Source organism: Anaeromyxobacter sp. SG66 (assembly GCF_022690805.1).
GTDB classification, from domain to species: Bacteria; Myxococcota; Myxococcia; order Myxococcales; family Anaeromyxobacteraceae; genus Anaeromyxobacter; species Anaeromyxobacter soli.
Genome location: NZ_JALCZC010000003.1, coordinates 131,131 through 156,309 on the forward strand (window position 1 = coordinate 131,131; position 25,179 = coordinate 156,309).

The 25,179-nt window shown below is 72.0% G+C and carries 25 protein-coding genes and 1 tRNA gene; 12 read left to right on the top strand and 14 right to left on the bottom strand.

Annotated features, from left to right (window positions below; genetic code table 11):
• The first annotated feature begins 162 nt into the window (after nt 1-162).
• The 8 genes from MNZ39_RS02220 to MNZ39_RS02255 all read left to right on the top strand — a co-directional run bounded on the left by MNZ39_RS02220 (nt 163) and on the right by MNZ39_RS02255 (nt 7,258).
• On the top strand, nt 163-1,317 hold the full coding sequence (locus tag MNZ39_RS02220; protein WP_242333820.1) for an ABC transporter substrate-binding protein: 1,155 nt from the start codon (nt 163-165) through the stop codon (nt 1,315-1,317).
• A 201-nt stretch (nt 1,318-1,518) separates the two neighbouring features.
• Nucleotides 1,519-1,944, top strand: coding sequence for a DoxX family protein (locus MNZ39_RS02225; RefSeq protein WP_242333823.1), 426 nt, complete (start codon nt 1,519-1,521; stop codon nt 1,942-1,944).
• 168 nt (nt 1,945-2,112) lie between these two features.
• A tRNA-Met gene (locus MNZ39_RS02230) sits at nt 2,113-2,189 on the top strand.
• Between the two features lie 335 nt (nt 2,190-2,524).
• Nucleotides 2,525-2,677 (top strand): hypothetical protein, encoded by a 153-nt coding sequence (locus MNZ39_RS02235; protein ID WP_242333826.1) that lies wholly within the window; start codon nt 2,525-2,527, stop codon nt 2,675-2,677.
• A 206-nt stretch (nt 2,678-2,883) separates the two neighbouring features.
• Nucleotides 2,884-3,201, top strand: coding sequence for a hypothetical protein (locus tag MNZ39_RS02240; protein ID WP_242333829.1), 318 nt, complete (start codon nt 2,884-2,886; stop codon nt 3,199-3,201).
• Between the two features lie 1,282 nt (nt 3,202-4,483).
• Nucleotides 4,484-5,146: a hypothetical protein gene (locus MNZ39_RS02245; RefSeq protein ID WP_242333832.1), complete on the top strand. Its 663-nt coding sequence runs from the start codon at nt 4,484-4,486 to the stop codon at nt 5,144-5,146.
• A gap of 153 nt (nt 5,147-5,299) precedes the next feature.
• Entirely contained in the window at nt 5,300-6,394 is a 1,095-nt protein-coding gene (locus MNZ39_RS02250; RefSeq protein ID WP_242333834.1) for a class I SAM-dependent methyltransferase, read from the top strand.
• A gap of 375 nt (nt 6,395-6,769) precedes the next feature.
• Nucleotides 6,770-7,258, top strand: a complete 489-nt coding sequence (locus tag MNZ39_RS02255; RefSeq protein ID WP_242333836.1) for a hypothetical protein — start codon at nt 6,770-6,772, stop codon at nt 7,256-7,258.
• 309 nt (nt 7,259-7,567) lie between these two features.
• Here the strand turns inward: MNZ39_RS02255 and MNZ39_RS02260 are convergent, their stop codons facing one another.
• On the bottom strand, nt 7,568-8,134 hold the full coding sequence (locus tag MNZ39_RS02260; protein WP_242333839.1) for a TMEM165/GDT1 family protein: 567 nt from the start codon (nt 8,132-8,134) through the stop codon (nt 7,568-7,570).
• A gap of 300 nt (nt 8,135-8,434) precedes the next feature.
• Entirely contained in the window at nt 8,435-8,818 is a 384-nt protein-coding gene (locus MNZ39_RS02265; RefSeq protein WP_242333842.1) for a hypothetical protein, read from the bottom strand.
• Between the two features lie 11 nt (nt 8,819-8,829).
• Here MNZ39_RS02265 and MNZ39_RS02270 point away from each other — a divergent pair, with 11 nt between their 5' ends.
• From MNZ39_RS02270 to MNZ39_RS02285, 4 genes are all read left to right on the top strand, one after another.
• Entirely contained in the window at nt 8,830-9,432 is a 603-nt protein-coding gene (locus MNZ39_RS02270) for a hypothetical protein (protein WP_242333845.1), read from the top strand.
• A 111-nt stretch (nt 9,433-9,543) separates the two neighbouring features.
• Nucleotides 9,544-9,957 carry a DUF1801 domain-containing protein gene (locus MNZ39_RS02275; protein ID WP_242333917.1) on the top strand — a complete coding sequence of 138 codons (414 nt, stop codon included), beginning with the start codon at nt 9,544-9,546 and terminating at the stop codon, nt 9,955-9,957.
• Between the two features lie 327 nt (nt 9,958-10,284).
• Complete coding sequence (locus tag MNZ39_RS02280; protein WP_242333848.1) at nt 10,285-11,571, top strand: Hsp70 family protein; 1,287 nt, start codon at nt 10,285-10,287, stop codon at nt 11,569-11,571.
• Nucleotides 11,572-11,826: 255 nt separating this feature from the next.
• On the top strand, nt 11,827-13,005 hold the full coding sequence (locus MNZ39_RS02285) for a sensor histidine kinase KdpD (RefSeq protein WP_242333850.1): 1,179 nt from the start codon (nt 11,827-11,829) through the stop codon (nt 13,003-13,005).
• Here MNZ39_RS02285 and MNZ39_RS02290 read toward each other — a convergent pair whose 3' ends face one another.
• The 12 genes from MNZ39_RS02290 to MNZ39_RS02345 form a co-directional block, all read right to left on the bottom strand.
• Complete coding sequence (locus tag MNZ39_RS02290; protein WP_242333853.1) at nt 13,006-13,845, bottom strand: metal ABC transporter permease; 840 nt, start codon at nt 13,843-13,845, stop codon at nt 13,006-13,008. It lies immediately after the preceding gene.
• On the bottom strand, nt 13,842-14,618 hold the full coding sequence (locus MNZ39_RS02295) for a metal ABC transporter ATP-binding protein (protein WP_242333856.1): 777 nt from the start codon (nt 14,616-14,618) through the stop codon (nt 13,842-13,844). The genes MNZ39_RS02290 and MNZ39_RS02295 overlap by 4 nt, the downstream gene beginning before the upstream one ends.
• On the bottom strand, nt 14,615-15,514 hold the full coding sequence (locus MNZ39_RS02300) for a metal ABC transporter substrate-binding protein (protein ID WP_242333859.1): 900 nt from the start codon (nt 15,512-15,514) through the stop codon (nt 14,615-14,617). Before MNZ39_RS02300 ends, MNZ39_RS02295 begins: the two co-directional genes overlap by 4 nt.
• Nucleotides 15,515-15,523: 9 nt before the next feature.
• Nucleotides 15,524-16,837: a hypothetical protein gene (locus tag MNZ39_RS02305; protein ID WP_242333861.1), complete on the bottom strand. Its 1,314-nt coding sequence runs from the start codon at nt 16,835-16,837 to the stop codon at nt 15,524-15,526.
• Nucleotides 16,838-16,940: 103 nt separating this feature from the next.
• On the bottom strand, nt 16,941-17,207 hold the full coding sequence (locus tag MNZ39_RS02310) for a hypothetical protein (protein WP_242333864.1): 267 nt from the start codon (nt 17,205-17,207) through the stop codon (nt 16,941-16,943).
• Between the two features lie 80 nt (nt 17,208-17,287).
• Complete coding sequence (locus MNZ39_RS02315) at nt 17,288-18,460, bottom strand: CaiB/BaiF CoA-transferase family protein (RefSeq protein WP_242333867.1); 1,173 nt, start codon at nt 18,458-18,460, stop codon at nt 17,288-17,290.
• A gap of 2 nt (nt 18,461-18,462) precedes the next feature.
• On the bottom strand, nt 18,463-18,798 hold the full coding sequence (locus tag MNZ39_RS02320) for an SCP2 sterol-binding domain-containing protein (protein ID WP_242333870.1): 336 nt from the start codon (nt 18,796-18,798) through the stop codon (nt 18,463-18,465).
• A 98-nt stretch (nt 18,799-18,896) separates the two neighbouring features.
• Entirely contained in the window at nt 18,897-19,292 is a 396-nt protein-coding gene (locus tag MNZ39_RS02325; protein ID WP_242333872.1) for a response regulator, read from the bottom strand.
• Between the two features lie 88 nt (nt 19,293-19,380).
• Nucleotides 19,381-21,195 (bottom strand): long-chain fatty acid--CoA ligase, encoded by a 1,815-nt coding sequence (locus MNZ39_RS02330; protein ID WP_242333875.1) that lies wholly within the window; start codon nt 21,193-21,195, stop codon nt 19,381-19,383.
• A 10-nt stretch (nt 21,196-21,205) separates the two neighbouring features.
• A complete protein-coding gene (locus MNZ39_RS02335; protein ID WP_242333878.1) occupies nt 21,206-22,021 on the bottom strand; it encodes a tetratricopeptide repeat protein in 816 nt (271 codons plus the stop codon).
• A 32-nt stretch (nt 22,022-22,053) separates the two neighbouring features.
• On the bottom strand, nt 22,054-23,283 hold the full coding sequence (locus MNZ39_RS02340; protein WP_242333881.1) for a hypothetical protein: 1,230 nt from the start codon (nt 23,281-23,283) through the stop codon (nt 22,054-22,056).
• The gene (locus tag MNZ39_RS02345) at nt 23,280-25,073 is read right to left on the bottom strand and encodes a hypothetical protein (RefSeq protein WP_242333884.1); all 1,794 of its coding nucleotides are present in this window, start codon (nt 25,071-25,073) and stop codon (nt 23,280-23,282) included. The genes MNZ39_RS02340 and MNZ39_RS02345 overlap by 4 nt, the downstream gene beginning before the upstream one ends.
• Between the last annotated feature and the right edge of the window lie 106 nt (nt 25,074-25,179).

The window sequence follows — 25,179 nt, forward strand, 5'->3', positions numbered from 1 at the left end:
CTCTCGTGCCCGAGCGGGCAGCGAGGAGGCGGGAGCGAACCGTGGGTGGCCGGCAGCCTCCACGCAGATCCCGCGCGGGGCCCTCCTCGCGAGTGGGGCGGCGCGCGCGCACGGTCCGTCGCATGACTCCTGGTCGGTCTCTCTCTCTGGAGGTTCCTCGTGATGACGAAGCGTGTCGTTCCGCTCCTCGCAGCGCTCACCGCCGCCGCGCCCGCGGCGGCCGCGAACTCGGTGACGCTCGGGTTCGTGAACTCCGTGACCGGGCCTGAGGCACCCATCGGCGAGGCGCTCACGAACGGCGCCGACCTCGCGATCTCCGACCTCAAGGCGAAGGGCATCGACGTGAAGGCCATCCGCCAGGACGACACGGGGAAGCCTCAGGTCGCGATGAGCGCGACCGAGCAGCTCGTGTCCGGCGACGAGGTGCCCGCCATCGTCGGCCCGTACTCGTCGGCGCCCGCGAACGCGATGGCGAAGCTCGCGCAGCAGTACAAGGTTCCGCTCCTCATCCCGGTGGCGTCCAAGGAGGACATCACGCGGCAGGGGTACGACTGGGTGTTCCGGCTCTGCGCCCCCGCGCACGAGTACGCGGAGACGCTCCTCGACGCGGTCCTCGCGGCCGGGAAGCCCAAGACGATCGCCTTCATCTACGAGTCGACCGACTTCGGCACGTCCGTGAGCACGCTCGGCAAGGACCTGGCGCAGAAGAAGGGGCTCAAGGTCGTGGCGGACGAGGCCTACCAGAAGGGCGCGCCCGACTACCGCTCCACGCTCACGAAGATCAGGGCGCAGAACCCGGACCTCGTCTTCATGGTCTCGTACGTGGCCGACGCCATCCTGCTCATGCGCCAGTCGCGCGAGGTGGGCCTGAAGCCCCAGGCGTTCCTCGGCGGCGGCGCCGGGTTCGACACCGCGCAGTTCGAGAGCGAGAAGGACATCTCGACGAACGTGTTCTCCGTGACGCAGTGGACGCCGGACACCGGCTGGCCGGGGGCCGCCGACTTCGCGAAGCGCTACGAGGCGCGGTTCAAGAAGCGGCCGACCTACCACGCGGCGACCGCGTACGCAGCGATGACCATCATGGCGGAGACCGTCGCGAAGGTCGGACCCGACCGGAAGAAGATCCGCGACGCCCTCGCGACGGGCACCTGGTCGAGCATCATGGGCGACGTGAAGTTCCAGACGTACGAGGGCTTCACGAACCAGAACCAGCACAAGATGCCGGTCATCCAGTACCAGGGCGGCAAGGCCGTCACGGTCTACCCGCCGCAGATCGCGAAGGCGAAGCCGGTCTACCCGTTCCCGGGCTGGAAGTGAGGCGGCGCCCCGGCGCGTGAGCTCCGTCGTTCGCGGCGCCGTCGCCTCGCGCGCACGGCGCCGCGGACCGGAGGCTCCACCTTTCGCCGCCCGGGCGTGATCCTCTCGATGCGGCTCATCGAGAGGCGCCGGCGGCCCGTGTCGATCTTCAGGCCTCGCGTTCGTCGCGAGGGTGAACCTCGGTGAGCCGCGGAGGACCCCTTGAACGTTCCCGGTCCGGACACGCGCTGGCGATCCTGGACGCCGCAGTTGCTCAGCGTCCTCAGGATCGTCACCGCCTTTCTCTTCATTCAGGTGGGGACGGCCAAGCTGTTCGCGTTCCCGGGCGCCATCATGCCGGAGGGGGGAACGGCGCCGGTCGCGTCGCTGGCGGGCATCGCCGGCGTGCTGGAGACGTTCGGCGGCCTCCTGCTGCTCGTCGGGCTCTACACCCGGCCCGTCGCGTTCCTGCTCTCCGGTGAGATGGCGGTCGCGTACTTCTACGCGCACGCCCCGCAGGGCTTCTGGCCGGTGCTCAACCAGGGCGCGCCCGCAGCCCTGTATGCGTTCCTGTTCCTGTACCTCTCCGCGGCCGGCGGCGGACCCTGGAGCCTCGACGCGTTTCGCCGCCGCGAAGGGAAGGCCTAGCGAGATCATCGCGCCGCCCGCAGGGCTCGACGAGAGAGCGCCCGCTGCGGGCGCCCGCTCTCTCCGCCGCAGCCGCGGGCGCAGCGCCGCGAGCACGCCGCTCGAAAACTCTTGACCCCACCCCGGTTCGCCAGTAGAAACGCGCCTCGTTTCGACCTTCCCAACTGACGCGGGGTGGAGCAGCCAGGTAGCTCGTCGGGCTCATAACCCGAAGGTCGCAGGTTCAAATCCTGCCCCCGCAACCAACCGAACGCCGGTCCAGCTCACTGGGCCGGCGTTCTCGTTTTGGGACGCGCGGCGGCGCTCGCGCAGGCGCTCCCGGGACCCGGCGACGGACTCGCGCGTGCTCGCCGTCTGCGGCACCGGCGCGCTGCTCGTCGCGGCGATCGGGCTGAACCTCGTGCTCGCGGGGATCGGCGTCGAGGACCGGCGCCGGTCGGGGCGATGCTGCCCGCACTGGTGATCGCTCCGTTACTGCAGGTCGTGCTCGCCGGCGGGTGACGGTCGGTCCAACACGGGCAAGATCATCATCGCGTCCGATGCCCTGTACACGGCGACGAAGTACGGCCCTCCCCTCCGCATGCCGGGGATCGTCTACGACACGCTTGGTTACGTCCGTACCGCGAAGCGACTCAGGGAGCTGGCCAACCGCGAGAAGGCGACGATCTGGTTCGGCCACGGGAAGGCCCAGTTTGCGACGCTGATGAAGTCGCACCAGGGCTTCTACGACTGAACACGCGCCAGCTGTCGCCGTCGCGGTGCAGTCGGGGAACACCGAGCGAGCTGACAGTTCCCGATGTGCGCGCGTACGCACCCGCCGCGACGCCGATTCGCATCGCGAGGGGAATGGCCGAGCGCACTCCGCGTTGCAAGCTGGGCAGGCGTCGCGCCGAGCCGAAGAGACGCGACCTTCAACCCCCATCCTCGAGGAGTCCACACGTGACCAAGACGATCTCGGCGGCTGCGCTTCTGACGATGATCTCGCTCGGATCCCCCGCTCTCGCCCAGGAGCCGGCCAAGGCGGAGGCGCCGGCCGCCGCGCCTGCGCAGGCGGAACCCGGCGCCGTCCAGCCCGACGCCGCTCAGCCCGGCGAAGCCGCGCGCGCCGACGCCGCGCCGGACGTGAAGCCTGCGGAGGCAGCCCCGGTCGCGCCCGCGAAGGAGGCGAAGCCGGCGAAGACGACGAACCAGTCGAAGAAGAAGGCCCCGAAGAAGGCCCAGGCCAAGCCGGCCGAGGCGGTCCCGTCGGCGAAGTAGTCGCGGACACGCATCGTGGCGGGGCGGTGCAGCGGCTGCCGATTGCAGCACCGCGACCATCCAGGCGCCGGCCCAGTTCGCTGGGCCGGCGTTCTTCTTTTGGGCGACGTCGTACTCGATTCAGTCGCGAGACTCGAGCTCGTCGGCGCGCGAGAGCTCTCCGCGGTCGCGCGCACATCGGGCGCGTCGCGACACGATTGGATGTCAGCGCGCCGTGTCCGCCGGCGACGGACGTGTTGCCCTGAAACGCCGCGCTCGTCGCTCCAGCTCGCGCTTGCCGAGCGGGTGACGGACGGTCGCTCCCGCCGCCGTATCACCCGACTCGCGCGAGCGACGCGGCGGGCAGCCGGGGTAAGCGTGTGGCACTTGAAATCGTCCTCGGACCGGCGTGGCGCGCGGGCTCACTCGGGAAGGACATCGAGCTGACCACATACCAAGGTCGCGTTACGTTCCGTTCGATCGGTGCTGACAGCGATGCGCTTCTCCAGACACTTGACGAGCTCTACGGCACGAACTTGAGCCTGTCTTCCTCCGGAGCGGGCACCGACGGGCGCTCATCGCTCTCGCGCGAAGGTCGCGCCGATTCGCAGGCGCCGATATCAAGGGAAACCCCATCTCCCCCGCAGGTGTGGCGCGCGCGCTGCGACTGCCGCTGCCGGGTCATTTCGGCGCCGCAGCCGCTGGCCACCTTGCGTGCCCTCACCCGGAGGGCGGCTCGAAAGCGAGGTCAGCCCGCCGGTTCGGGCAGCGCCGCGTCGGCTCGCAACCGCCAGCGTCCAGCCGTGCCGCGTTTCCGGACCACGAGATGGCGTTCGGTAGGCGTTGGCCGGGGACTCCGCCTGCCTGGACGATGACCTGTTCGGCCCGCGTGACTTCCCGCGACGAATGCCGCGTCTGGCATTTTTGAAATTGAAGACGGTCGCGGCTGCGCATTGGCCGCCCCTATGGCGCGCGCGAACTTCGCCGCTCCCCGACGCCAGCGTGACCGCGGGCGGGGCCGCTCCAGGAGCTTCACACAGCGAAGAACTCTGCTGAGCGAGGCCTTACTCGTCCTCGATGGCTTCGGGGTTTTGCTCCGAGCTCCGGGGTTGGCCCGGAGGCGCGGGAGGGCACCGGGTTTCCGGGGCGCGCCCTGCGGTGGTGGCGTATCATCGCGTCACGTGGTGTGAACGCGCGGCTCCGCTCGCCCGAGGGCCGCGCCCGTTTACGAAGGGGACACGGCATGAACGGGATGAGGGTCGCTCGCGCTCTCCGCGCTCGCACGCACGGGCCAGAATCCAGGATGAGCCGCGCCCTGTCACTGTCGATCCTGCTCGCGCTCGTGCTCGGCTGCGCGGAGCCCCCTCGCAGCGAGGCGACGGTCCCGGCGGTGTGCGCTCCGCAGGCGAGCCTGAGCTGCGTCGACGACCACCTTTACGACGTCGATTCCTGCGGGAAGGTGGATGCCGCGCCGGCGTCGACGTGCATCTGCCCCTGCGCTCAAGGCGGGACCGGGTGCCCGCGATGGATCGAGCCGGCACTCCTCACGCCCTGGGCGTCGTGCAACGTCGCCACGTCGTGCCTGCACGTGGAGGACGTGCACTGCGGCGAGCTCTCCGGCGAGTGGGTGCACGGGTATCGTATGGTGAACGTCTGCGACTTCCCGATCCGGTGTTACGCGTACCAGCGGACCGACACGACGATGAGGATGCTCGACGGCGGGCTCCTGGAAGAGGTCTGGAGGCAGTACTCCGGTCCGCCGTGGGTGCCGGAGCTCGATCCCGGGCAGCAGGAGTTCGGGCTGCGGTTCAGCTTCGCCACCGAGGAAGCGTGCCGAACTGTGTGGGACGCTCCGACGGTGACGGAGCTCAGCTACCACGTGTGCGTGCGGGCCGACGATCCGGTCGCGACGTGCCTGCCGGACCTCAGCGATCCCCTCGTCGACCTCTCGCCGGTCTGCCCGTAGGCCCAAACGCGAACGGCGCAGCGACGTGGCCCCCGGGTCAAGCCTGGTTGGCTTCGATATGGCGTCCGAGGCGGCGCTCGACCGACCTCCTGCCGGCACCGTCATGGCTGTGGCGTTGCGCCGCGCCTAGATCCCGCGGCTAGGAGGGCGGCCATGGAGCAGCAGCATGCGGCATCCACGCGGGCCACACCGGACCCGCAGGCGGTGGAGGCGTTCGGGAGCCGACTCGTCGCCATGCTCGACGACGCCGGGACGGCGCTCATGACCTCGATCGGCCACCGCACGGGGCTCTTCGACGCGATGGCGCGCCTGCCGCCCGCGACGAGCGAGGAGCTCGCGCGCGAGGCGCGGCTGGACGAGCGGTACGTTCGCGAGTGGCTCGGCGCGATGACGACGGCGAGGATGGTCGAGTACGAGCCGCGAGGCGGACGGTACCGCCTGCCCGCCGCGCACGCGGCGCTCCTCACGCGCGCCGCCACGCCCAACAACGTCGCGGTCTACGCCCAGTACGTGGCGCTGCTCGGGTCCGTCGAGGACAGGATCGTCGAATGCTTCCGCAGAGGGAGCGGCGTCCCGTACTCCGCGTTCGACCGCTTCCACGAGGTGATGGCGGAGGACAGCGGGCAGAGCGTCGTGGGCGCGATCGAAGCGATCGTCGCCCTCGTGCCCGGGCTCGAGGAGGACCTGCGGAGCGGGATCTCCGTCCTCGACGTGGGCTGCGGCTCAGGGCGGGCGCTCGTCGCGCTCGCGCGGGCGTACCCGCGGAGCCGGTTCACGGGGCACGACTTCTCAGAGGAGGCGATCCGCGCTGCGCGCGCAGCCGCCGCCGAGCAGGGGCTCACCAACGTCGCGTTCGAGGTGCGGGACGCCGCCGGGGCGGTCGGCGACGAGCGGTACGAGCTCGTCACCGCGTTCGACGCGATCCACGACCAGGCCGATCCCGCCGGCGCACTGCGCGCGATCCAGCGGCGTCTCGCGCCGGACGGGATCTTCCTGATGCAGGACATCCGCGCGTCGAGCGCCCTCGAGCGGAACGTCGATCACCCGCTCGCGCCGTTCCTCTATGCCGTGTCGGTCATGCACTGCATGACCGTCTCGCTCGCGCAGGGCGGGGCCGGGCTCGGGACGATGTGGGGCGAGGAGCGCGCCCGGGCGATGCTTGCGGATGCCGGCTTCGGCGAGGTGTCGGTCCACACGCTGCCGCACGACATCCAGAACTGTTTCTTCGTGGTGCACGCGGCTGGGTGACGGACGCGCCCAAGGGTTCAGTCGTCAAAAGTGGGAAGTGGAAGGTCTTGACCCTCGGTCGACTCGCATCGAGCAGTGTAGGGGGCCTAACCAGCCGACCGCCTGAACCCGACCCGCGCGAACGTCTTCCAACTCGTCGAACACCGGGCGGTCCTTCGCTCTCCGACCTCCTCGTATACGGGTGGGCTCGTAAGTAGCCCGCGCGCCACGACGAGGCGCTTCACGAGGGCCCGCCGGTGCCTAGCGGATGAGCCGGCGAGGTCTCGCTACCAGCACGGACAGGCGTACAAGGCACGGTGCCGCAACCCCAGATGATCGATACCCCGCTGCGACGGAGCCGCGCGTAATTCGTAGGGCCAAACGCGGAGGTGACCGATGAGGCGCGTGATCTGGGCGATGGGGGCTGCGCTCCTGCTCGTTGCTTGCGGACAGGAGGTGGCGCAGGAACAGGGCGTGGGGCTGGATCAGCAATCAGAAGCGCTGACGGTCGAGCCGGCCGGTATCGCAACGAATCCGCATTGCGCGAAGGTGGGTCACATCTACTGGTGCTACGACCCGGACTACAGCACCGCCTCAACGGTCGGGTGCACGGACATGTGTGCATCGATCGGACAGCGCCTGATGCGCAATGACTCGAAGTGGTTCAACGCGCAAAACTCGTTGGCTGAATGCAACGCGATTGCGACCGCTCTCGGGCTCACGACGGACGTCGCCAATTCCTACAGCAGCTATGCGTACGCATGCGCCGAGTACCTCCCTACGCTGGGCGCCCGGATGCTGCAGTGCTCTTCGGATTCGACCTGCCCGGACAGCGTGAAGACCGCTCACGACGGCGGCCAGGGGCTGGTCTGTCCTTGCCATTGACGGGTCTCGTCACGACGGAACACCGTGTGTTGCACTCGCGGCGCAACCTCGTGCTGCGGGTGCAGCCGCTGCCGGCCCAAACGGCCCGCCTCGCGTTCGACGCCGAGCACCTGTGATTGCGCGCCACCTGAGCCCACGACAGGCCCTGCTCGGGCAGCCGCTGGACGTGGATGCGCGCCAGACGCAAGTGGCGGTTGCGTCATCATCGGCCTCAAGAACAAGCTCCGCACGCGTGGCGTGCAGGCGGCTCCAGACGACGGCCGCCGATTCGACGGCCCCTCGGCGAGGAGGGAGGGCGCGTGCGTCGAGTCACGCGCCCTGGGTCGCCGTCCACGCGGAGGCGGCGCCGAACGCGAAGAACAGGCCGGCGGCTCCGATTCGGATCCACCTCATGGGCGCGCGCTCCGCGAGCCGCTCTCCGAGGAACACGGCGAGACCGTCCGACGCGAGCATCCCGAGCGTCGTGCCCGTGGTGACGAGCAGGACTGACCCGAACCGCGCGGCCAGGGCGACGGTCGCGAGCTGCGTCTTGTCCCCCATCTCCGCGAGGAAGAACAGGAACGTCGTCGTGAGAAACGGGCCGAAGCGATCCGGCCGCGCGTTCTCCTCGAGCGTGTCCGGCTTCAAGGTCCAGAGCCCGAACGCGATGAACGTCGCTGCGAGGATCCCCGCCATGACCCGCGGCGGGACGTGCGCCGACGCCCACGTCCCCACGGTCGACGCGAGCGCGTGGTTGAGGAGGGTCGCCGCGAGGATCCCGCCCATCACGACCCACGGCCGGCGGTACTTGGTCGCGAGCGAAAACGCGAGGAGCTGAGTCTTGTCGCCCATCTCGCTGATGGCGACCAGGAAGAAGGAGCTGACGATCGCTTCCAAGTACGACTCCCGGCGGGCGTGCCCGCGTAAAGTGGCTGGCCGGGGTCGGATGCGGCGGACGAACGACCTCGGCCAGGGTGTGGTTACCCCGTCCGAAGGTCTCGTTCGTCTCGCGCGTGGCGAGGTGGGGGACCGGCCCGAAGGCGGTGTGTCGATCACCCCTCCGCCGCTCGTGCGGCGGGAACTACTCCCCTTGCGACCGCGGAACGTAACAGCGGTCGGGGCGTGACGGCAACCGCTTCGTTCCGACGCTCCCGGATGAAGTCGCGTCGCTCATCAGGCCTGGTGCGGAACGCCCGATCATCCAACCAGCGGCTGGGTCGCGTTCCGCGCGTGGCTCCGGAGCGCTGCGGCGGTCCAGAGCGCGCCGGCGAAGTCGATCACGCCGACCAGGATGAGGATCGGCTTGGCGAGCCCGGCGAGTACGAACGCGACCAGGAAGACGAGCACCGCCATGCGCGCGTGAACGGTGAGCCGCGCATGGGGGAGGAACTCCTCGCGCCCGAGCCGGACATTGAAGTAGGCGATGACGAGCACCAGCACCCCGACGACGCGGATCCAGACCTCCTCGGTTGGCGGCAGGCCGAAGATCCCGAGCAGGACGTTCGGAATGAGGACGAGCCCAATTCCGAAGCCCGCGAGATACCAGCCGAAGACGATGAGTGAACGAGCGACTCCGGACATGTACGCCTCCCATGGACGAACACGACACGCTAGCAGGAGAGCGCACGATGTGCCGCATCGGGGCGGATCGAGCAGGACTCCGGGCGCCAGCACCGACTCGACCGCGAGCCTGGAAGATGGTCCGCAGTGGGTCTGGAAGTTTCCTGGCTGGTGACCTCGCCGCCGCGAAGGCGACGTGTGAAGCCTGGCTCAAGGCCGTCGAAGGCCACACGCGAGCCGAAGGTCACAAATGCCTCGCGAACGTCGAGGTCGGGCTCGCAGCGCGCGCGGCCGGTGACGCGAAGGCGGATGGCCGGGGCGGCGCGGACCAGGAGCTCGCGGGCTTCCGTCGCGCCGTGAAGCACCTCGACGCGGCCATCGAGCTCGCGCCCGGCGACCTGAGCATCCATCAAGGGAGGCTCCACCTGCTCCGGATGGCGGGGCTGATGGCAGAGATGACGACCGCGCTGGAGGACAGCATCCGGCGTCATCCGGGATCGGATTGGCTCGGCGTGGAAAGCCTATCCGCGCGAGTACTACCAGAGCGTGGCGACCGCAAGCGCGCGTGCGAGCTCCAGCGGAAGGCGTCGTGTCCGTCGCAGACGGCGTGCGTGGTGTTGCCGGCGAGTCGCTGACGCGGAGGCGCCCGCAAAGATGTCGTGTCTCACGACGTCGCCCATTATGAGGAGGCGTTCATCCGGCCGCTCCACGGGCAACGCGGCCTGTCGCGAACGAAGGGCGGGACGATGAAGAGTCATTCACAGGCAGCAGGCGAGGCGGCCTCGAGACTCATCAGCGAAAGGATCGCCGAGCTGGGTGACTGGAGAGGCGATACGCTTGCGAGGATGCGTGCCCTCATCAGGGAGGCCGACCCTGAGGTCGTGGAAGAGTGGAAGTGGATGGGGACCCCGGTGTGGTCCCATGACGGGGGCATCTGCACGGGAGAGTCGTACAAGTCGACGGTGAAGCTGACCTTCTTCAAGGGCGCTTCGTTGAAAGATCCTGCCAAGCTCTTCAACTCGAGCCTCGACGGGAACGCAAGGCGCGCCATCGACATTCACGAGGGTGAGGAGGTCGACGCGAATGCGTTCAAGGCGCTCATCCGCGCGGCCGTCGCTCTCAATGGTTCTGGCGGAAAGAAGTCCCCCCGACGCAAGTGAGCATCTCGGGGAGTCCCACCCTGAACAGGTCCGGTGTCGGGCCCGGCAGAAGAAGCTCGCGGAGCTCCTCCAGCCAGCGAGTCCAGCTCGCGCACGACAACGGTTGGCGGCGTCGCCGGCGACGGGTTATCAAGTGCGACCCGCGCCACGAATCCCTCAGAGAAGGTCACCTCGCGCCCCCGCACCCCCTCTCGATCGGCACGGTCACGTCGCTGGCCGGGCAGCCGCTCTCGCGCCTCGGAACGTGCTCGCCCCTGCTGGCCGGGCGTCCGGCGGACGCGGGTCGGAAGAGACGAGGTCGCCGCGGCGGGCGCGCCGGAGAGCCGCATGCCCCATCTTCCGACGCTCTACGCCATCGACTTCGGCACGAGCAACTCGCTCCTCGCCGCCGCGAACGGGGATCGGGTGTTCGACCCGGTGCCGCTCGATCCCGACGCGTCCGATCCGACGATCCTGCGGAGCATCCTCTGCTTCCCCGACGCCGGCGGGGTGTTCGTAGGCGGCGAGGCGCTTCGCCAGTTCGTCGAGCACGGCGGCGAAGCCCGCCTGCTGCGCTCCATCAAGCACCACCTCGGCTCGCGATCCTTCCGCGGGACGATCCTCCGCGGGCGCCTCGTCTCCGCGGAGGAGCTGGTCGCCGCCCTGCTGCGCCACATGCGCGTGCGGGCCGACGCGCACTTCGGGACGGAGGTGCGGCGGGCGCTCCTGGGGCGCCCGGTCCACTTCGACGGAGAGGACGACGCCTTCGCCGAGGCCCGGCTCCGCAAGGCGGCGGAGCTCGCCGGCTTCGAGGAGGTCCACTTCCTGCCCGAGCCGGTCGCCGCGGCGCGCGCGTTCGGCGCCGCCGCGCAGCGCGAGGAGCTGGCGCTGATCGGCGACTTCGGCGGCGGCACCTCGGACTTCACCGTGCTCCGCATCGGGCCCCGCGCGCTCGAGCGAGGCGACGTGCTCGCCGTGGGCGGCGTGGCGGTCGCGGGCGACGCGCTCGACGCTTCGCTGATGCGGGCACAGGTCGGCCGGCACTTCGGCGCGGAGGTGCAGTACCGGGCGCCGTTCGGGAACAACGTCCTGCGGATGCCTCGGGGGATCGTGCAGCACCTCTGCTCCCCCGCGCACCTGTCGATCCTCCAGCGGCGCGACATCGCCAGCTTCCTCGCCGACGTGCGGCGGTGGTCGCTCTCCGAGGACGATCGCCGCTCCATGGATCAGCTCGCGATCCTCGTGGAGGACACGCAGGGCTTCCATCTGTTCGAGGCGATCGAGCGCGCGAAGCGCACGCTCTCCTCGGCGACGAAGTCCGAGATCGTGTTCTCCTACCCTGGCATCGAGGTGCGGGAGCGGGTCACGCGCGCGGGCTTCGAGGAGGCGAGCGGCCGGGAGGTGGACGCGATCCTGGGCAGCCTGGACGAGACGGTGCGCGCGGCCGGGGTGGAGCCCGCGGACATCGGCGTCGTCTGCTGCACCGGCGGCACCGCGAAGGTCCCCCGGATCGCCGCCGAGATCCGCCGCCGGCTGCCCGCGGCGCGCATGGAGCAGTTCAAGGGCTTCCACTCCGTGGTGGAGGGTCTCGCGCAGGAGGCGCGTGAGGTGGCGCGGCGCGGCCGCGACGCCTGAGCACGCTTCTCCATCCGCTACAGAGGTGACCGGAGACCGCCAGGGTAGCGCCACCGCCATTTCGCCGCGTACCGCAGGCTCCGCGCATCGCCGGCACGCTCGTCCGGTCCTCCGCCGGGGGCAGACCTCTCAAGGGATCGGTCATGACCCCCGACGGACCGCATAGGACCGCGGTGCCCTCCGAGCTCTGCGACCTCCGCCCCTCCGAGCGCTCGGCCGCCGCAGCGAGCCGCGAGTACGTCCGGGAGTGATCGCGTGCTCGCCGAGTTCCGCGCCATCGCAGAGCTCTTGCCGGACGCGCTCCTGCTCGTCTCGCGCGCGGGGGTGGTGCTCGGGGCCAACGAGGCCGCGGGCGAGCGGCTCGGCGCACCCGTCGCGGCGCTCGAGGGGCGAGCGCTCGTGGAGCTCGCCGGCGATCCCTCGCTCGCCGAGCTCGTGGCAAGCTGGCTGCGATCGACCGGACCGCTCCCCGGCGCGTTCACGCTCGCGGGGCGCGCCGAGCGGGTGCGCTGCGAGGGAGCGCGGCTGCCCGGGCCGGAGGCGCTCCTCCTCCTCCGCCTCGTCGCCCCGGAGCAGCCCGGCAACTTCGCCCTTCCGTCGGAGAAGCTCGCCGCGCTGAACCGCGAGGCGCTCCACCGCCACACCGCCGAGGCGCAGCGCGAGCGGCTCATCGACGAGCTGAACCGCGCGGTCCGGCTCTCCGAGACGTTCGTCGCCGTGCTCGGCCATGATCTCCGCAACCCGCTCGGCGCGGTCGTCGCCGGCGCGACGCTCGCGCTCAGGCGCAGCGAGGACGCGAAGGTGCGCGGCCACCTCGAGCGCGTGCTCCGCAGCGCCCGGCGCATGGCGCGCATGGTCGAGCAGCTCCTCGACGTCTCCCGCGTCCGGCTCGGCCGCGGGATCCCGCTCACGCGGGCCGAGATCGACCTCTGCGAGCTCGTCCGGCAGGCGGCGGCCGAGACCGAGCCCTCCCACCGGCAGCACCGCTTCGACCTGCGGCTCCCCCCGCGGTGCGAGGGAGACTGGGATCGCGATAGGCTCGCCCAGGTCCTCTCGAACCTGCTCGCCAACGCGTGCGAGCACTCGGAGGCGGAAGCCGTCGTGACGGTCGAGCTTCGCGCCAGCTCGACGAGCGCCTCGGTGGCGGTCCACAACCCCGGGCCGGCGATCCCGCCCGAGCTCCTCCCCTCCGTCTTCGACGCCTTCGCGAGCGGCGCGGAGGGCCGTGGCCTCGGCCTCGGGCTCCACATCGCGTGCGAGATCGCGCAGGCGCACGGCGGCGACATCGCGGTCGAGTCGGCGCCCGACCGCGGCACCACCTTCACGGTCACCCTGCCCCGCCGCTCCGCCGGGGCCACGGCGCGCACGATGACGCCGCTGCCCCAGCTCCTCGACGACGCGGCCGGCCCGGGCCGCGCCGGCGGGGCCCGCTGATCACCACGCCGAGCGCCGCAGCGCGGCGGGCGCCGCGAGGAACGCGGCGAGCGCGACCATCGTCGCGCCGGTGGGGAGCTCCCAGATCCAGGAGAGGACGTACCCTCCCGCCGCCGCCACCACGCCGAGCGCCGCCGCGAGCGGGAAGGCGACGCGGAAGCGCGCCCCGAGGAGCAGCGCCCCCGCCGCGGGCAGCGTGAGGAACGCGAAGACCGGCAGCGCCCCGAGCGCCCTCGCCGTGACCGGGATGGCGAGGCCGATGGTGAGGAACAGCACCGAGTCCCACAGCTGCACGCGCATCCCCACCGCCTGCGCCGTCTCCGCGTCGAACGACGTGAACGCGAGCTCCTTCGCGAAGAGCTGGTGGACCACGGTGCAGAGCACCGCCACCCCGGCGATGACCGCGAGGTCGCTCGCCGGCACCGCCACCGCGTTGCCGAAGACCATCCCGCCGAGATCGTGCGCGGCGTGCACGAGGCGGCTCGCGCCGAGGACCACGAGCGCCGACGACACCACCCAGGCCGTGCCGACGGTCGCCTCGGCGGGGAGCCGGCGCGACCGGAGCGCGCCGAGCACGAGCGCGCCCACCACCGAGAACGTGATCGCGACGAGCAGCTGCTCGGAGGCGTGCTCGGTCTCGATGTGGAACCGCTCCTCGGCGAGGAGCGTCGCGACGAGGCCCAGCGTCGAGAGCTGCGTGAGGGCCGCCGAGACGAACACCGTGCGCCGGAGGACGACGTACACCCCGAGCGCGCCGAGGAGCGCGCCCGCGACGACGGACGCGGCGAGCGGGACCTGCCAGATCTCGCGCGCGGCGAGGAACTCCTGGAGCGCGCTCACGGGAGCACCTCCTCGCCGTTCGAGGAGAGCGGGTACACGAGCCGCCGCCCCGCCTCCTCGCGCACCGCCACCGCGCGGCCGTAGAGCGCGCCGAGCGCGTCCGGGCGGAGCATCTCGTCGAGGCTGCCCACCCGGAACAGCCTCCGGTCCTTGTCCACGAACGCGAGCGCGCGGGCGTAGTTGGCCACCGCCTCGAGGCGGTGCGAGACCATCACGATCGTGAGCGCGCCGTTGCGCTGCAGCTCCCGCAGCAGGTCCATGAGGCCCAGCTCGGCGGCGGGATCCATGCCGCTCGTGGGCTCGTCGAGCGCGAGGAGCTCGGGATCGGCGACCAGCGCCCGCGCGATGAGCGTGCGCTGGCGCTGTCCGCCCGAGAGCTCGCCGAAGCGCTTCTCCGCGAGGTGCTCCACGCCCACGCGGGAGAGCGCGCGCCGGGCCTCTTCCCGGTCGGCGCGGCGGGGCCGCCGCCAGGGCCCGAGGACCGGCACGCGGCCCATCAGCGTCACCTCCCCCGCGGTGAAGGGCCAGATGGTGTCCACGTGCTCGCGCTGCGGCACGTAGCCGACGCGCAGCCCCTCCCGCCGCACCACGCGGCCCGCCACCGGAGCGTGGGCGCCGAGCAGGGTCCGGAGGAGCGTCGTCTTCCCGCCGCCGTTCGGGCCGACCACCGCCAGGAACTCGCCCGGTCCGACGGCGAGGTCGAGCCCCTGGAGGAGCGGCCGGCGGCCGTACCCGATGGCCGCGCCCTCGAGGCGCACGAGCGCGCCGCTCATCGCGCCGCCCCGGCCACGCGCGTGACGAGCATGTCCACGTACTTCTCGTAGCCGTCGAGCCCGGGCTCGCCCCCGACGTCGCCGGGGATCTGCACCACCTTGGCGCCGGAGTACTTCGCCACGACGTCCGCCGACCGCCGGTCGTAGTAGTTCTCGAGCACGATCGCCTTCACCCCCTCGCGCTTCGCCAGGCCGACGAGGTCGGCGAGGTGCGCGGGCGGCGGCGGGACGCCGGGGCGGGGCTCGAGCTCGCCCACCGACTGCAGCCCCGTCCACTCGAGGAAGTAGGGCAGCGTCCGGTGCTGGGTGATGATCTTCCGCCCCTTCACGGGCGCGAGCGCCGCCTGCCAGCGCGGGATCGCCGCCTCGATCCTGCCGCGGAACGCGGCGAGGTTCTTCTGGTAGCGATCGGCACCGCCGGGATCCAGCGCCGCGAGCCGCCCGGCGATCGCCTCCGCGACCTTCAGCGCGCGGCGCGGGTCGGTGAGGAAGTGCGGGTTGCCGCCGGGGTGGAGGTCGCCGCGGCTGCGGTCGACGACGCCGGTCGGCACGTCGAGCACCTGGATCACGCTCGCGGCGGTGAGCCGCCGCGGGCCGCCGGGCTGGATCTGGGCGTTCCGGGACTGGTTCACGAGCGGCGGCAGCCAGCCGATCTCGAGGTCGAGGCCGACGTCCACGAGGAGGTCGGCGTTCCTGAGCTTCACCGCGAGGATCGGGTTCGCGTCCACGAAGTGCGGGTCCTGCACGCCGCGGGAGAGGCTCTCCACGCGGGCGCGATCGCCGCCGACCTCGCGCGCGAGCGCGGCGAGCCCCTCGGTGGTGGTGACGACCTTGGGCTCGGCGGCGGCGAGCGCGGGCAGGAGCAGGGCGAGCGATGCGAGCAGCGAGGTGCGCATGGTGATCTCCTAGAACGGGTGCGCGCCGTGCGCGCCGATGCCGAACTCGAGCTGGACGAGCGTCTCGAGGCCGTCCTGTCCGCCCGGCCGCCGGTCGTACGCGACCTGCAGCCGGAGCCGCTGGAACTCCGAGGGGAGCCACGCCGCGAGCGCGGCCACGCGCTGCTCGGTCCCGGGCTCCGCCTCCCCTGCCGACGGCGCCCACTCGTAGCGCGCGCCGTAGCCGAAGTAGCTCCCCTGCCGCCAGAACGCCTGCGCCCAGCCGCCGGTGTCCGTGCCGCGCGGCGCGTCCGGGACGCCGCGAAAGCGGCGCGCGTACAGCTCGCCGGAGAGCGCGAGGTAGGACCGGCTCTCGAGCGGGCGGAAGCGCAGGTACAGATCCACACCGCCGAGGTCGCGGAACGCTCCGCCGCCCGGCTCGTCCCGGCGCGCCGCGGAGAGCCCGAGGCCGAGCGTCGCCGTCGCCGCGAGCGGGAAGAACTGCTCGAGGCGCGCGATGCCGGTGAGCGCCTCGGCCTCCCCCGCCCCGGGCGCCGTGCTCTGGGCCGCGAGGTGGAGCGTCGCGAACCAGGGCAGGGGCGCGAGCCAGCTCGCGTCCACGCCCGGGCCCGAGAGCACCTCGTCGGCGAGGAGCCGCGAGCGCGCGAGGGGCGCGTCCACGAACTCCCAGACGTGCGGGTGCTGCTGGTTCTGGCGGCCGAAGGGGCTGAAGAGCTTCCCCGCGCGGAGCTGCAGGCCGGCGGGGAGCGAGAGCGTCGTCAGGTACGCCTCCTCCACGTCGGCGCCGTCCGGCGTGAACGAGACGAACGCGTCGGCGCGCGCGTAGGGATCCACGACGGCCTGGAGCCCGAGCTCGAGCTCCTGGAACTGGAAGCCCGGCTTGTCCGCCGGGCCGAAGGGCCCCGAGCGCGGGGAGAGCTTCCCGATGTCGTAGGTCCCGAAGGTCGCGGCGCCGCTGCCGATGGCGCTCACGTCGGGCAGGAGCAGCACGCGCGCGTAGCGGGCCGCGTCGGAGGGCGCGGCGCCCGCCGTACCCGGGGCGGCCGCCCCGCCCTGGCCCGGGGTCTCCCCGCCGCCGGCCGCCGGCTGCCCGCTCGAAGCGGGCGCACCGCCCAGCTCGCGCGTGATGTCCTCCTCGAGCTTCTTCTTCTCCGCCTCGGACTGCTCGGCGGGTGCTCCGGGAGGCCCCTGCGGCGCGCGCGCCGGCGGACTCGCCTCACCGCTCGCCGCGCCGGTCGAAGCTGCCGGCGTCTCCTGCGCGCCGCCTTGCTGCGGCAGCGCGAGGACTGCGGCGAGCACGCTCGCCGCGATCGTCGTTCTCATGTCGTCCTGCTCCCGGGCGCGCGAGGCGCCCCTGGCCCGTCGTCACGGCTGCGCGACGCACCCCTGGTGAATGGGGCGGCCGCGGTTCGCGAAAGGCAACCGGCTACGCGGGGACGGGAGGGGACTGACCGGGGACTGCGCCGAGCGGAGCGCCGGCCAGAGGCGGGAGCCCGGGCGGGAGGATCACCTCGCCCGTGACCAGCGGCGAGGGCCTGAGCTCGGGGGTGGCGCGGGTCGCGACGTCGCCGATGCGCGAGACGCACACCGCGCACGGGTGCCCGCCGCTCCCGGGGTCCTCGAGGTGGACGTGCGGCGCGATCGCCGTGAGCGCCAGGTAGGCCGCGAGGGCCGCGGCGATGAGCGCGCGCATCGGCGGGAGAGGATGTTCGGGCGACCGGGGTGCTGTCAAGCCAATCGCCCGGACGCCCGGACGGGCCGCGGGCAGTGTCGTCACGGACCGAGCGCGCCGGCCGCCCGCAACGACGCGAGCTCCTCCTCGGAGAAGCCGGCCTCGCGCAGCACCGCCTCGCCGTGCTCGCCCATCCGCGGCGCCGGCCTCCGGGGCGCCTCCTCACCGCGGAGCCGCACCGGCGTCGCGACGCCGCGGATCGCCCTGCCCTCCCACGGCGTCGCCACCTCGACGAACGCGCCGCGCGCGGCGAGGTGCGGATCGGAGCAGGGCTCGTCGCCCTCCAGCACCGGCGCGACGCACACGTCGTGCGCCGCCGCGAAGGCCGCCCACTCGTCGCGCGTCCGCGCCGCGAAGATCGCCTCCAGCTCGGCGCGCGGGCCCGCGCCGCCGCCCTCGAGCTGGCGCGGCGCGAGCTCCGGCCGCCCGACCGCCTCGCAGAACGCCGCGAAGAACTTCGGCTCGAGCGCGCCGAGCGCCACGAAGCGCCCGTCCTTCGTGCGGTACACGCCGTACGTGGCCGCGCCGCCGGAGAGCAGCTCCCGCCCCCGGACGGTCGGCGCGCCGCGCGCCCAGGCCAGGGCGAGCGGGAGCGTCATGAGGGCGAGCGCGCCCTCCGCCATCGAAACGTCCACGTGAGCGCCCTCCCCGGTCGCCGCGCGCCGGACGAGCGCCGCGAGGATGCCCGCCACCGCGGGCCAGGCCCCGCCGGCGAGATCGGCGATCTGCACACCCGGCAGGACGGGCCGCTCCGGCTCGCCGTTCAGCCCGAGCACGCCCGCGAGGGCGCAGTAGTCCACGTCGTGCCCGGCCCGCCCGGCGTACGGGCCGTCCTGGCCGTAGCCGGTGATCGAGCACAGCACGAGGCGCGGGCTCGCGGCGCGGAGCGCGGCGTAGCCGAGGCCCATGCGGTCGAGGACGCCGGGGCGGTAGGACTCGACCACCACGTCGGCGGGGGCCGCGAGCCGCAGGAACGCGGCCACGCCCTCGGGGCGGCGCAGGTCGAGGGCGAGCGAACGCTTGTTGCGGTTGAGCGCGTGGAACGCGCCGGAGGCCTCGCCGGCGAGCGGCGGGAGCGAGCGGAGGGCGTCGCCGTCCGGCGGGGCCTCGATCTTCACCACGTCGGCGCCGAGATCCGCGAGGACGAGCGTCGCGAACGGCCCCGGGAGCAGCCGGGACAGATCGAGAACGCGGAGTCCCTCGAGCGGCGGCACCGCTACAGGATCTGCTGGAGCTTCATCGCGAGGCCCATGTCGCCCTGGATCTTGAGCTTGCCGGACATGAAGGCCATCTGCGCGTTGAGCTTGCCGTTCACGATGTTCAGGAAGTCGGCGTCGGTGGCGGCCACCGTGCACTTCGCGTTCGGTGCGTGCCCCTCGGCGACCCGGCCGCCCGGCGCCGTGCAGTCCACCGTCCAGACGCCACCGCCCGGGCCCGAGATGTTGAACTGGTACACGGCGCTGATCTTCTGCACCACGTCCGGCTTCGCCTGGAAGCGACCCGGGATGTGGCGCTCGAACACGTCCTTCACGCTCGTCACTTGCTCGGCCATCGGGCGGGGCCTCCTCGGCGCGCACCGATTCGGAAATCGGCGCGGCGTCGATGATACGTATTGGCCCGCGGAAGGGCTGTCAAGCGAGGGCTGCAGCGCTACGGGCGAGGGCGGGCGCGGAGCACGTCGGCCACGGCGGAGGTGAGCGCGTCGGGATCGACGGGCTTGATGAGCACCGCGTCGACCTCCCGCCCGCGCGCTCTCGCGATGTCGTCGCGCTCCGCCCAGCCCGTGACGATCACCACCGGGACCGTGGGGGCGATGGACTTCGCGGCCTTCGCCATCTCGAGCCCGCCCATCCCGGGCATGCCGACGTCGGTGACGACGACGTCGATCGAGTGCTCGGAGAGCGTCTTCAGCCCTTCCTGACCGCTCGCGGCCGGAAGCACCACGTAGCCCGACGCCTCGAGGACCTCGGCCATCAGCTCCCGGTTGTCGTCGTCGTCCTCGACGAGGAGGACTCGAAGGCCGCTCTGGTCCACCTGGCCCCCCATGGGTTGGCTCGGCCCCCGCTGACCTGGTGCCGGCGACAGTAGAGCAATGCTCCCCCCGGGCGCGAGCGCCCGTGGGGGGGAGCCCCGGCTACTCCAAGTAGAACGAGTCGAGGAGGTCCTTGTAGTTCTGCGTGACGACCTTGCGCTTGACCTTGAGCGTGGGCGTCAGCTCCCCCGACTCCTGCGTGAAGTCCCGCGGCACGATCGCGAACTTCTTGATGGTGGAGTAGCTCGCCTGCTTGGCGTTGAGCGCGTCGATCGCCTTCTGGATCTGGGCGCGCACGCGCGGGTCCTCGTGGAGCGCGGCGCCCGCCGGGACGCCGGCGTCGGTCGCCCACTTGCGGGCGTTCTCCTCGTTGAGCGCGACGAGCGCCGAGAGGAACTTCCGCTTGTCGCCGTGCACCATCACCTGCGAGACGAGCGGCTCCGTCTTGAGCTCGTTCTCGAGGTTCTGCGGCGCGACGTTCTTCCCGCCCGCCGTGACGATGATGTCCTTCTTGCGGTCGGTGATCCGGAGGTGGCCCGCCTCGTCGAGGTAGCCGATGTCCCCCGTGTACAGCCAGCCATCCCGCAGCACCTCCGCGGTCGCCGCCGGGGCGTTGTAGTACCCCTTCATCACGCCGGCGCCCTTCACGAGGATCTCGCCGTCGTCCGCGATCCGCACCTCGGTCCCGGGCACCGGCGGCCCGACCGTGCCGATCCGGTTCTCGCCCGGGCGGTTCACGAACGTGCCGGCGGACGACTCGGTGAGGCCGTAGCCCTCGAGGATGGTGAAGCCGAGCACGCCGAAGAAGTGGGCGATCTTCGGGGAGAGCGGCGCGCCGCCGGACACGAAGAGGCGCATGCGCCCGCCGAACTTCTCGTTGAGCGCGTGCGTGAGCTTCGGGAACACCAGCTTCTTGCCCACGAGGAAGCCGAAGGACGAGTAGCTCTTCCCCTGCTCGGCCGCGGTCGCGTACTGCTCGAAGCTCTCCATGGCGAGCTGGAAGAGCTTGCCCTTGAGGCCCGGCGTCGCGAGGCCCTTCGAGATGACCGTGTTGTAGGCCTTCTCGAAGATGCGCGGCACGGAGGGCATCACCGTCGGCCGCACCTCCGAGGCGTTGTCGAGGATCTTCTCGAGCGACTCCACGAACGCGCAGGTCGCGCCCGTGGCGAACCAGACGGCCTCGATGACCTTCGCGAACGAGTGCGCCATCGGCAGGAACATGAGGACGAGGTCGTCCGGGCCGATGAGCCGGATCTGCTCGATCGCATACCCCTCGTAGACCCAGTTGCCGTGGGTGAGGACGACGCCCTTCGGGTTGCCGGTCGTGCCGGAGGTGTAGATGAAGCTCGCCGGCGCGTCCGGGCCGACCACCGCGAGGCGGGCGGCGTGCGCGTCGGGGTTCGCGCGCCGCCACTCCGCGCCCGAGCGCTCCAGGTCCGCGAGCGTGCGCTCGAACGGATCCGCCGCGATCCCGGTCGCGCGGATGATGCCCTCGAGGGCGGGCAGCTTGCCCCGCACGTCGCGGATCTTCGCGACCTGCACGTCGGTGTCGCAGAAGACGAAGCGCGCCCCGGAGTCGGCCAGGATGTACTGGCACTCGGCGGCCTTGTTCGACTGGTAGATCGTGACCGTGATCCCCGCGGCGCCGAGGATGCCCAGATCGGCGAGGATCCACTCGATGTTGGTCTCGCCGATGATCGCCACCCGGTCTCCGGGGTGGAGCCCGATGGCGGCGAGGCCGTCGGCGACGTCGCGTGCCCGGCGGGCGAGGTCCGCCCAGGAGACCTCCTGCCAGCGCCCCTCGCGCTTCATCTTCACGGCGGTGCGATCGGCGCGCGCCTTCGCCTGCGCCTCGAACAGCGCGACCAGGTTGCGCGCGGCGGGCGACCCCGTCTTCAGCTCGGCCTCGGCGATCATCGCGTTCTCCTCACTCGGCGAGCTTGCGGCGGGCGATCCCCTGCCAGCGCCGCTCCTCGGCTTCGTCATAGCGTCCGGGCGCGTCCGCGGCAGCCTTCTCGAGCTGCTCGCGCGCCTCGCGCTTCCGCCCCTGCTTGCGGTAGGTGTCCGCGAGGTAGACGCGCGCGCGGACGTTGTCCGGGTTGCGCCCGAGCGCGTCCTTGAGCGCCCGCTCGGACTTTCGCGCGTCGTACTTGGGCCAGGGCAGCTCGTACCAGAAGCGGCCCCAGGCGGTCTGGATGGCGCCTCCCCCGAACCCGGGGTCGATCTTCTCGGCGTGCGAGAGCCGGTCCTTGAACTTCCCCTCCAGGCCCTCGCGCAGCGCGCGCAGGATGCCGAGCCCCAGCGCGTACTGCCCCATGCCCGCGGCCGCGTAGTTCCATCCCTCGACGCGCGCCGGGTTCGCCCGGATCGCCCGCTCGCCGTAGTCCCAGGCGCGCTTGCCGAGCCGCGTCTGCTCGTCCTTCGGCAGCGAGGGATCGTCCGCGAGCCAGACCTCGAGGCGCGCCCGCCGCCAGAGCACCTCGTAGTCCTCGGGCCCGAGGCGCTCCGCCTCGTCGAGCGCGGCGCCCACGGCCGCGAGCTCGGCGGGATCCGCGCGGCGGACGTACGCGGCGTCGGCGCGCGCGACGAGCGACGCGAGCGTCTGACTCGACGCAGCGGCCGCCGGTCCTGCCGGGGCGGCCGAGGAGAGCGCGGTCGCGAGAACGAGCGCGAGGGCGGGGACCATGAACGAGTTGTTGCACACCCGCGCCCGGCCGCGCAGGCTCCGGACGGAGGTCTTCACGATCCGTCACCCGGCGGGTGCGGATGACCCGGTCAGCCGGCGCAGATCAGCTGGAGCTGCACGCGATCGCCCTGCTGGAGCCGGCACGCGTTCTGGAACGTGACGGTCGCGGGGCGCCCCGAGAGGGGGGGCGTGTAGACCGCGCCGGCAGTGGCCGCCTCGGCCGTACCGTCGAGCGCGACCGTGCAAGGGATGGTCTCGAGCCCCGCGCGATCCACTCCGACCGCGAGCATGCGCCAGTCCGCGGGGGTCCCCTGGAGCGGCACCGACTGGGCGACGAGCAGGCCGGCGATGTCCTCGAGGATGCTCTTGAAGCTCGCGTCGCAGATGGAGCCGGTCCGGGTCCGCACGCTCCCGAGCGCGCTCGCGAGCTCCGTGAAGCGGAGCCCGCCGTCGAGCGCGGTCCCGCACACGTCGTTCGCGCAGGTGGCGCACGACGGCTCACCGCTCGCCGGGTCCACGCCGACGATGGATGCGACCACGACCTCCCGGCGCTCTCCGTCGATCGGGTCGCGGAGGAAGGTCACGACGTCGCCGATCGAGTCGAGGCTCGAGGCCTTGAAGCCCGGGTTGTGGCAGTCGACGTCGTCGACGGCGAAGGGCGCGGCCGTGTCGGAGCAGTCGTCCTCGTCGGAGACGAAGACGACCGCGAGCCGCGCCCCGCTCCGCAGGAACCCGGCGTTCGTGCCGTCCGCGATGCGATCGGAGAGCGCCAGGCGCGCCGCGCGGAACGGCTGCTCCTTGAACGTGCCGTAGGTGCCGACCCGCACGTTCGCCTTGAAGTCGTCGACGAGCGAGGGCGAGGAGGCGGTGAGGATGCGCGTCCCCTCGAAGCCCGTGCCGGACTTCCAGAGGATGTCGCCCGGCACCGCCACCCCGGGGGAGCTCTGCTGGATGGCGATGAGCGCGCCGTCCGGGAACGGCTTCCCCGTGGCCGGGCCGCTCGTGTACGCCTGGCCGCTGGTGGCGGTGGCGCCGTAGTCCTCGACCGACGTGGAGGTGATCCCGATCTGGAACTCGTTCGCCACGGGCGCGGCGACGAGCGCGGTGATGAACGCGTTCAGGTTGTCGCGCAGGTTCGCCTGCTCCTCGTCCATCGAGATCGAGTCGTCGATGACGAAGAGGATGTCCGTCTTCACCGCCGCCGGAACGACCTGCGTCGACTCGCAGCGGGTGACCGCCTGCGAGGGCACCTGCTCGCAGGCGGCGAGCGCGAGCGCGCCCACCGCGAGGAGCGAGCCGGCGCGGGCCGCCCGGCTCACGGCTGGCACTCCAGCGCCGTCGAGCCAGGCGCGCAGCACACGCAGGTGCCGCGGCCGGTCCCGGGCGGCGTGTAGCAGCCCCAGTCCTCGACCCGACCGCCGAGCGCCTGTTGGCATTCGGTGCGGGTCGTGCAGCCGCTCCGCGGGTTCAGGGCGATGTAGTCGGCGGAGTAGGTCTCGCCCGGATCGGCCTCGCAGTTGTTCGTCGCATGGTTGATGTAGATGAACGTCGAGACCGCGACCGCGTCGCCGGCGTCCTTGGTGGCGGTGAACCACCAGTCGCACCGCACCGCGGCGCCGGTCGCGTCCTTGCAGAGGTTCTGGTCCTGCGCCGCGGCGAACGCCGTGCCGGCAGGCGCGGGCCCGTTGCAGGTCTTCCTCGGCTGGCCGTTCGCCTTGGCGATCCGGAGCAGCGCGATCTGGCCCTCGGCGGGCTCGGTATTCAGCTCCAGGCCTGCGGGCGGCTTCAGGATGTCGGCGACCGACTCGAGGAGCGTGCCGAAGTCCGGGTCGCACACCGAGCCCGTGATGACGTCCGCGCCCTTGCCGCGCAGCGCGTGGGCGGCGTCGAGGAGCCGGTTGCCGGGAGCCTGGGCGCCGCAGTTCGCAGAGCCGCAGGCGCAGTCGGTCTGGCAGCAGAGCCCCGCGGTGCACGAGTCCCCCGAGCAGGAGGTCTGCGCCGCCGGCAGGATGAACGCCGCGCCGAGCGGGCGGCCGAGGCTCGCGAAGTAGTCCACGATCTCGCCGACCCCGAACTCCTTCTTCTTGGTCGGGTCCGTCGACTCGTAGTCGCGCACGCAGGCGTCGGCGCCGGTCGGATCCGCGCGCATGACGATGCCCGCGCTGGCGTCGTTGGGGGAAGAGCAGTCGTCCTCGTCGCCGACGAACACGAGCACGAGCTTCGAGTCCTTGCGCGGCCACTCCGCCGGCGCCGTCGCGTTCGTCCCGTCCCACGCCGGGGCGCCCGACATCGTGTACGCGTCCTTCTGCTGTCCCCCGAGCGCCTTCTGCAGCGCGAGCCGCGCCGCCTGGAGCGCTTGCTCCTGGCCGGAGCCGCAGGTGCCGACGATCACGTTTCCGCCGACGCTCGTGCCGCCGACGAACCAGTCGATGAGCTGCTGCCGCGTGAAGCCCTGGCGGTTCTTCGCTCCCGCGCCGTAGAGCTCCTTGTCGAAGTGCAGGACGCGCGGGTTGCCGTGCCAGCCCACGAAGTCGCCCTGCGGGTAGCGGGCGCCCTCCACCGCGACTCCGACCGGGCTCTGCTGGCTCGTGCAGAAGGAGAAGTCGTAGGTGTGCGTGAGCTGCCCGCAGCCCGCGGCGCCGTTGGCGCCGAGCTGGTCGGCGAGCACGCTCGTCTCGCGGGTGCACTTCACCACCTGCCCGTCGTCCCCGAGCAACGGGGTGCCCGACGAGTTCACGCAGGTCCCCGCCTGGCACGTGTACGCGAAGGAGCTCCCGTACTCCGGGTTCCAGAACACCGACGTCGTGGTGACCGCGATGTGGAAGTCGATCGGCAAGCGCCCGGCCGCCGCGCGCTCCGCGTTGAACTGATCGATCCTGGAGACGAACCGGGTGAAGTTCTGGGCGAGCTTCGCCTGCTCGGCTGCCATCGACCCGGAGTCGTCCACGACGAACAGGATGTCCGCCGACGAGAGATCCGAGAGCGTGACGCGCTCGTTGCCGGGCTGCACCAGGCAGTGGCCGACGGGGTTGAAGTTGTAGTCCTGACACCCGGCCGCCGCGAGCATTGCCAGCGGGGCGAGCGCGCGGACCGCGGACGATCGCGCCATCTTGGAAGCCTCCGATCCGGCGGGATGATAGCCCTCTGCCGCCAGCCGGCAAACTAAGGAAGCGAGCAACCTCGCGCCTACACCGGCGACCGGGTGGGCGCGCCGC

Coding starts and splice junctions, on each gene's coding strand:
- MNZ39_RS02250 (WP_242333834.1), top strand. CDS start 5,300: ATGGAGCAGCAGCATGCGGCATCCACGCGGGCCACACCGGACCCGCAG.
- MNZ39_RS02295 (WP_242333856.1), bottom strand. CDS start 14,618: ATGAGCGGCGCGCTCGTGCGCCTCGAGGGCGCGGCCATCGGGTACGGC.
- MNZ39_RS02270 (WP_242333845.1), top strand. CDS start 8,830: ATGGACGAACACGACACGCTAGCAGGAGAGCGCACGATGTGCCGCATC.
- MNZ39_RS02245 (WP_242333832.1), top strand. CDS start 4,484: ATGAGCCGCGCCCTGTCACTGTCGATCCTGCTCGCGCTCGTGCTCGGC.
- MNZ39_RS02305 (WP_242333861.1), bottom strand. CDS start 16,837: ATGAGAACGACGATCGCGGCGAGCGTGCTCGCCGCAGTCCTCGCGCTG.
- MNZ39_RS02325 (WP_242333872.1), bottom strand. CDS start 19,292: ATGGGGGGCCAGGTGGACCAGAGCGGCCTTCGAGTCCTCCTCGTCGAG.
- MNZ39_RS02300 (WP_242333859.1), bottom strand. CDS start 15,514: ATGCGCACCTCGCTGCTCGCATCGCTCGCCCTGCTCCTGCCCGCGCTC.
- MNZ39_RS02235 (WP_242333826.1), top strand. CDS start 2,525: ATGCCGGGGATCGTCTACGACACGCTTGGTTACGTCCGTACCGCGAAG.
- MNZ39_RS02275 (WP_242333917.1), top strand. CDS start 9,544: ATGAAGAGTCATTCACAGGCAGCAGGCGAGGCGGCCTCGAGACTCATC.
- MNZ39_RS02320 (WP_242333870.1), bottom strand. CDS start 18,798: ATGGCCGAGCAAGTGACGAGCGTGAAGGACGTGTTCGAGCGCCACATC.
- MNZ39_RS02220 (WP_242333820.1), top strand. CDS start 163: ATGACGAAGCGTGTCGTTCCGCTCCTCGCAGCGCTCACCGCCGCCGCG.
- MNZ39_RS02310 (WP_242333864.1), bottom strand. CDS start 17,207: ATGCGCGCGCTCATCGCCGCGGCCCTCGCGGCCTACCTGGCGCTCACG.
- MNZ39_RS02330 (WP_242333875.1), bottom strand. CDS start 21,195: ATGATCGCCGAGGCCGAGCTGAAGACGGGGTCGCCCGCCGCGCGCAAC.
- MNZ39_RS02255 (WP_242333836.1), top strand. CDS start 6,770: ATGAGGCGCGTGATCTGGGCGATGGGGGCTGCGCTCCTGCTCGTTGCT.
- MNZ39_RS02345 (WP_242333884.1), bottom strand. CDS start 25,073: ATGGCGCGATCGTCCGCGGTCCGCGCGCTCGCCCCGCTGGCAATGCTC.
- MNZ39_RS02280 (WP_242333848.1), top strand. CDS start 10,285: ATGCCCCATCTTCCGACGCTCTACGCCATCGACTTCGGCACGAGCAAC.
- MNZ39_RS02265 (WP_242333842.1), bottom strand. CDS start 8,818: ATGTCCGGAGTCGCTCGTTCACTCATCGTCTTCGGCTGGTATCTCGCG.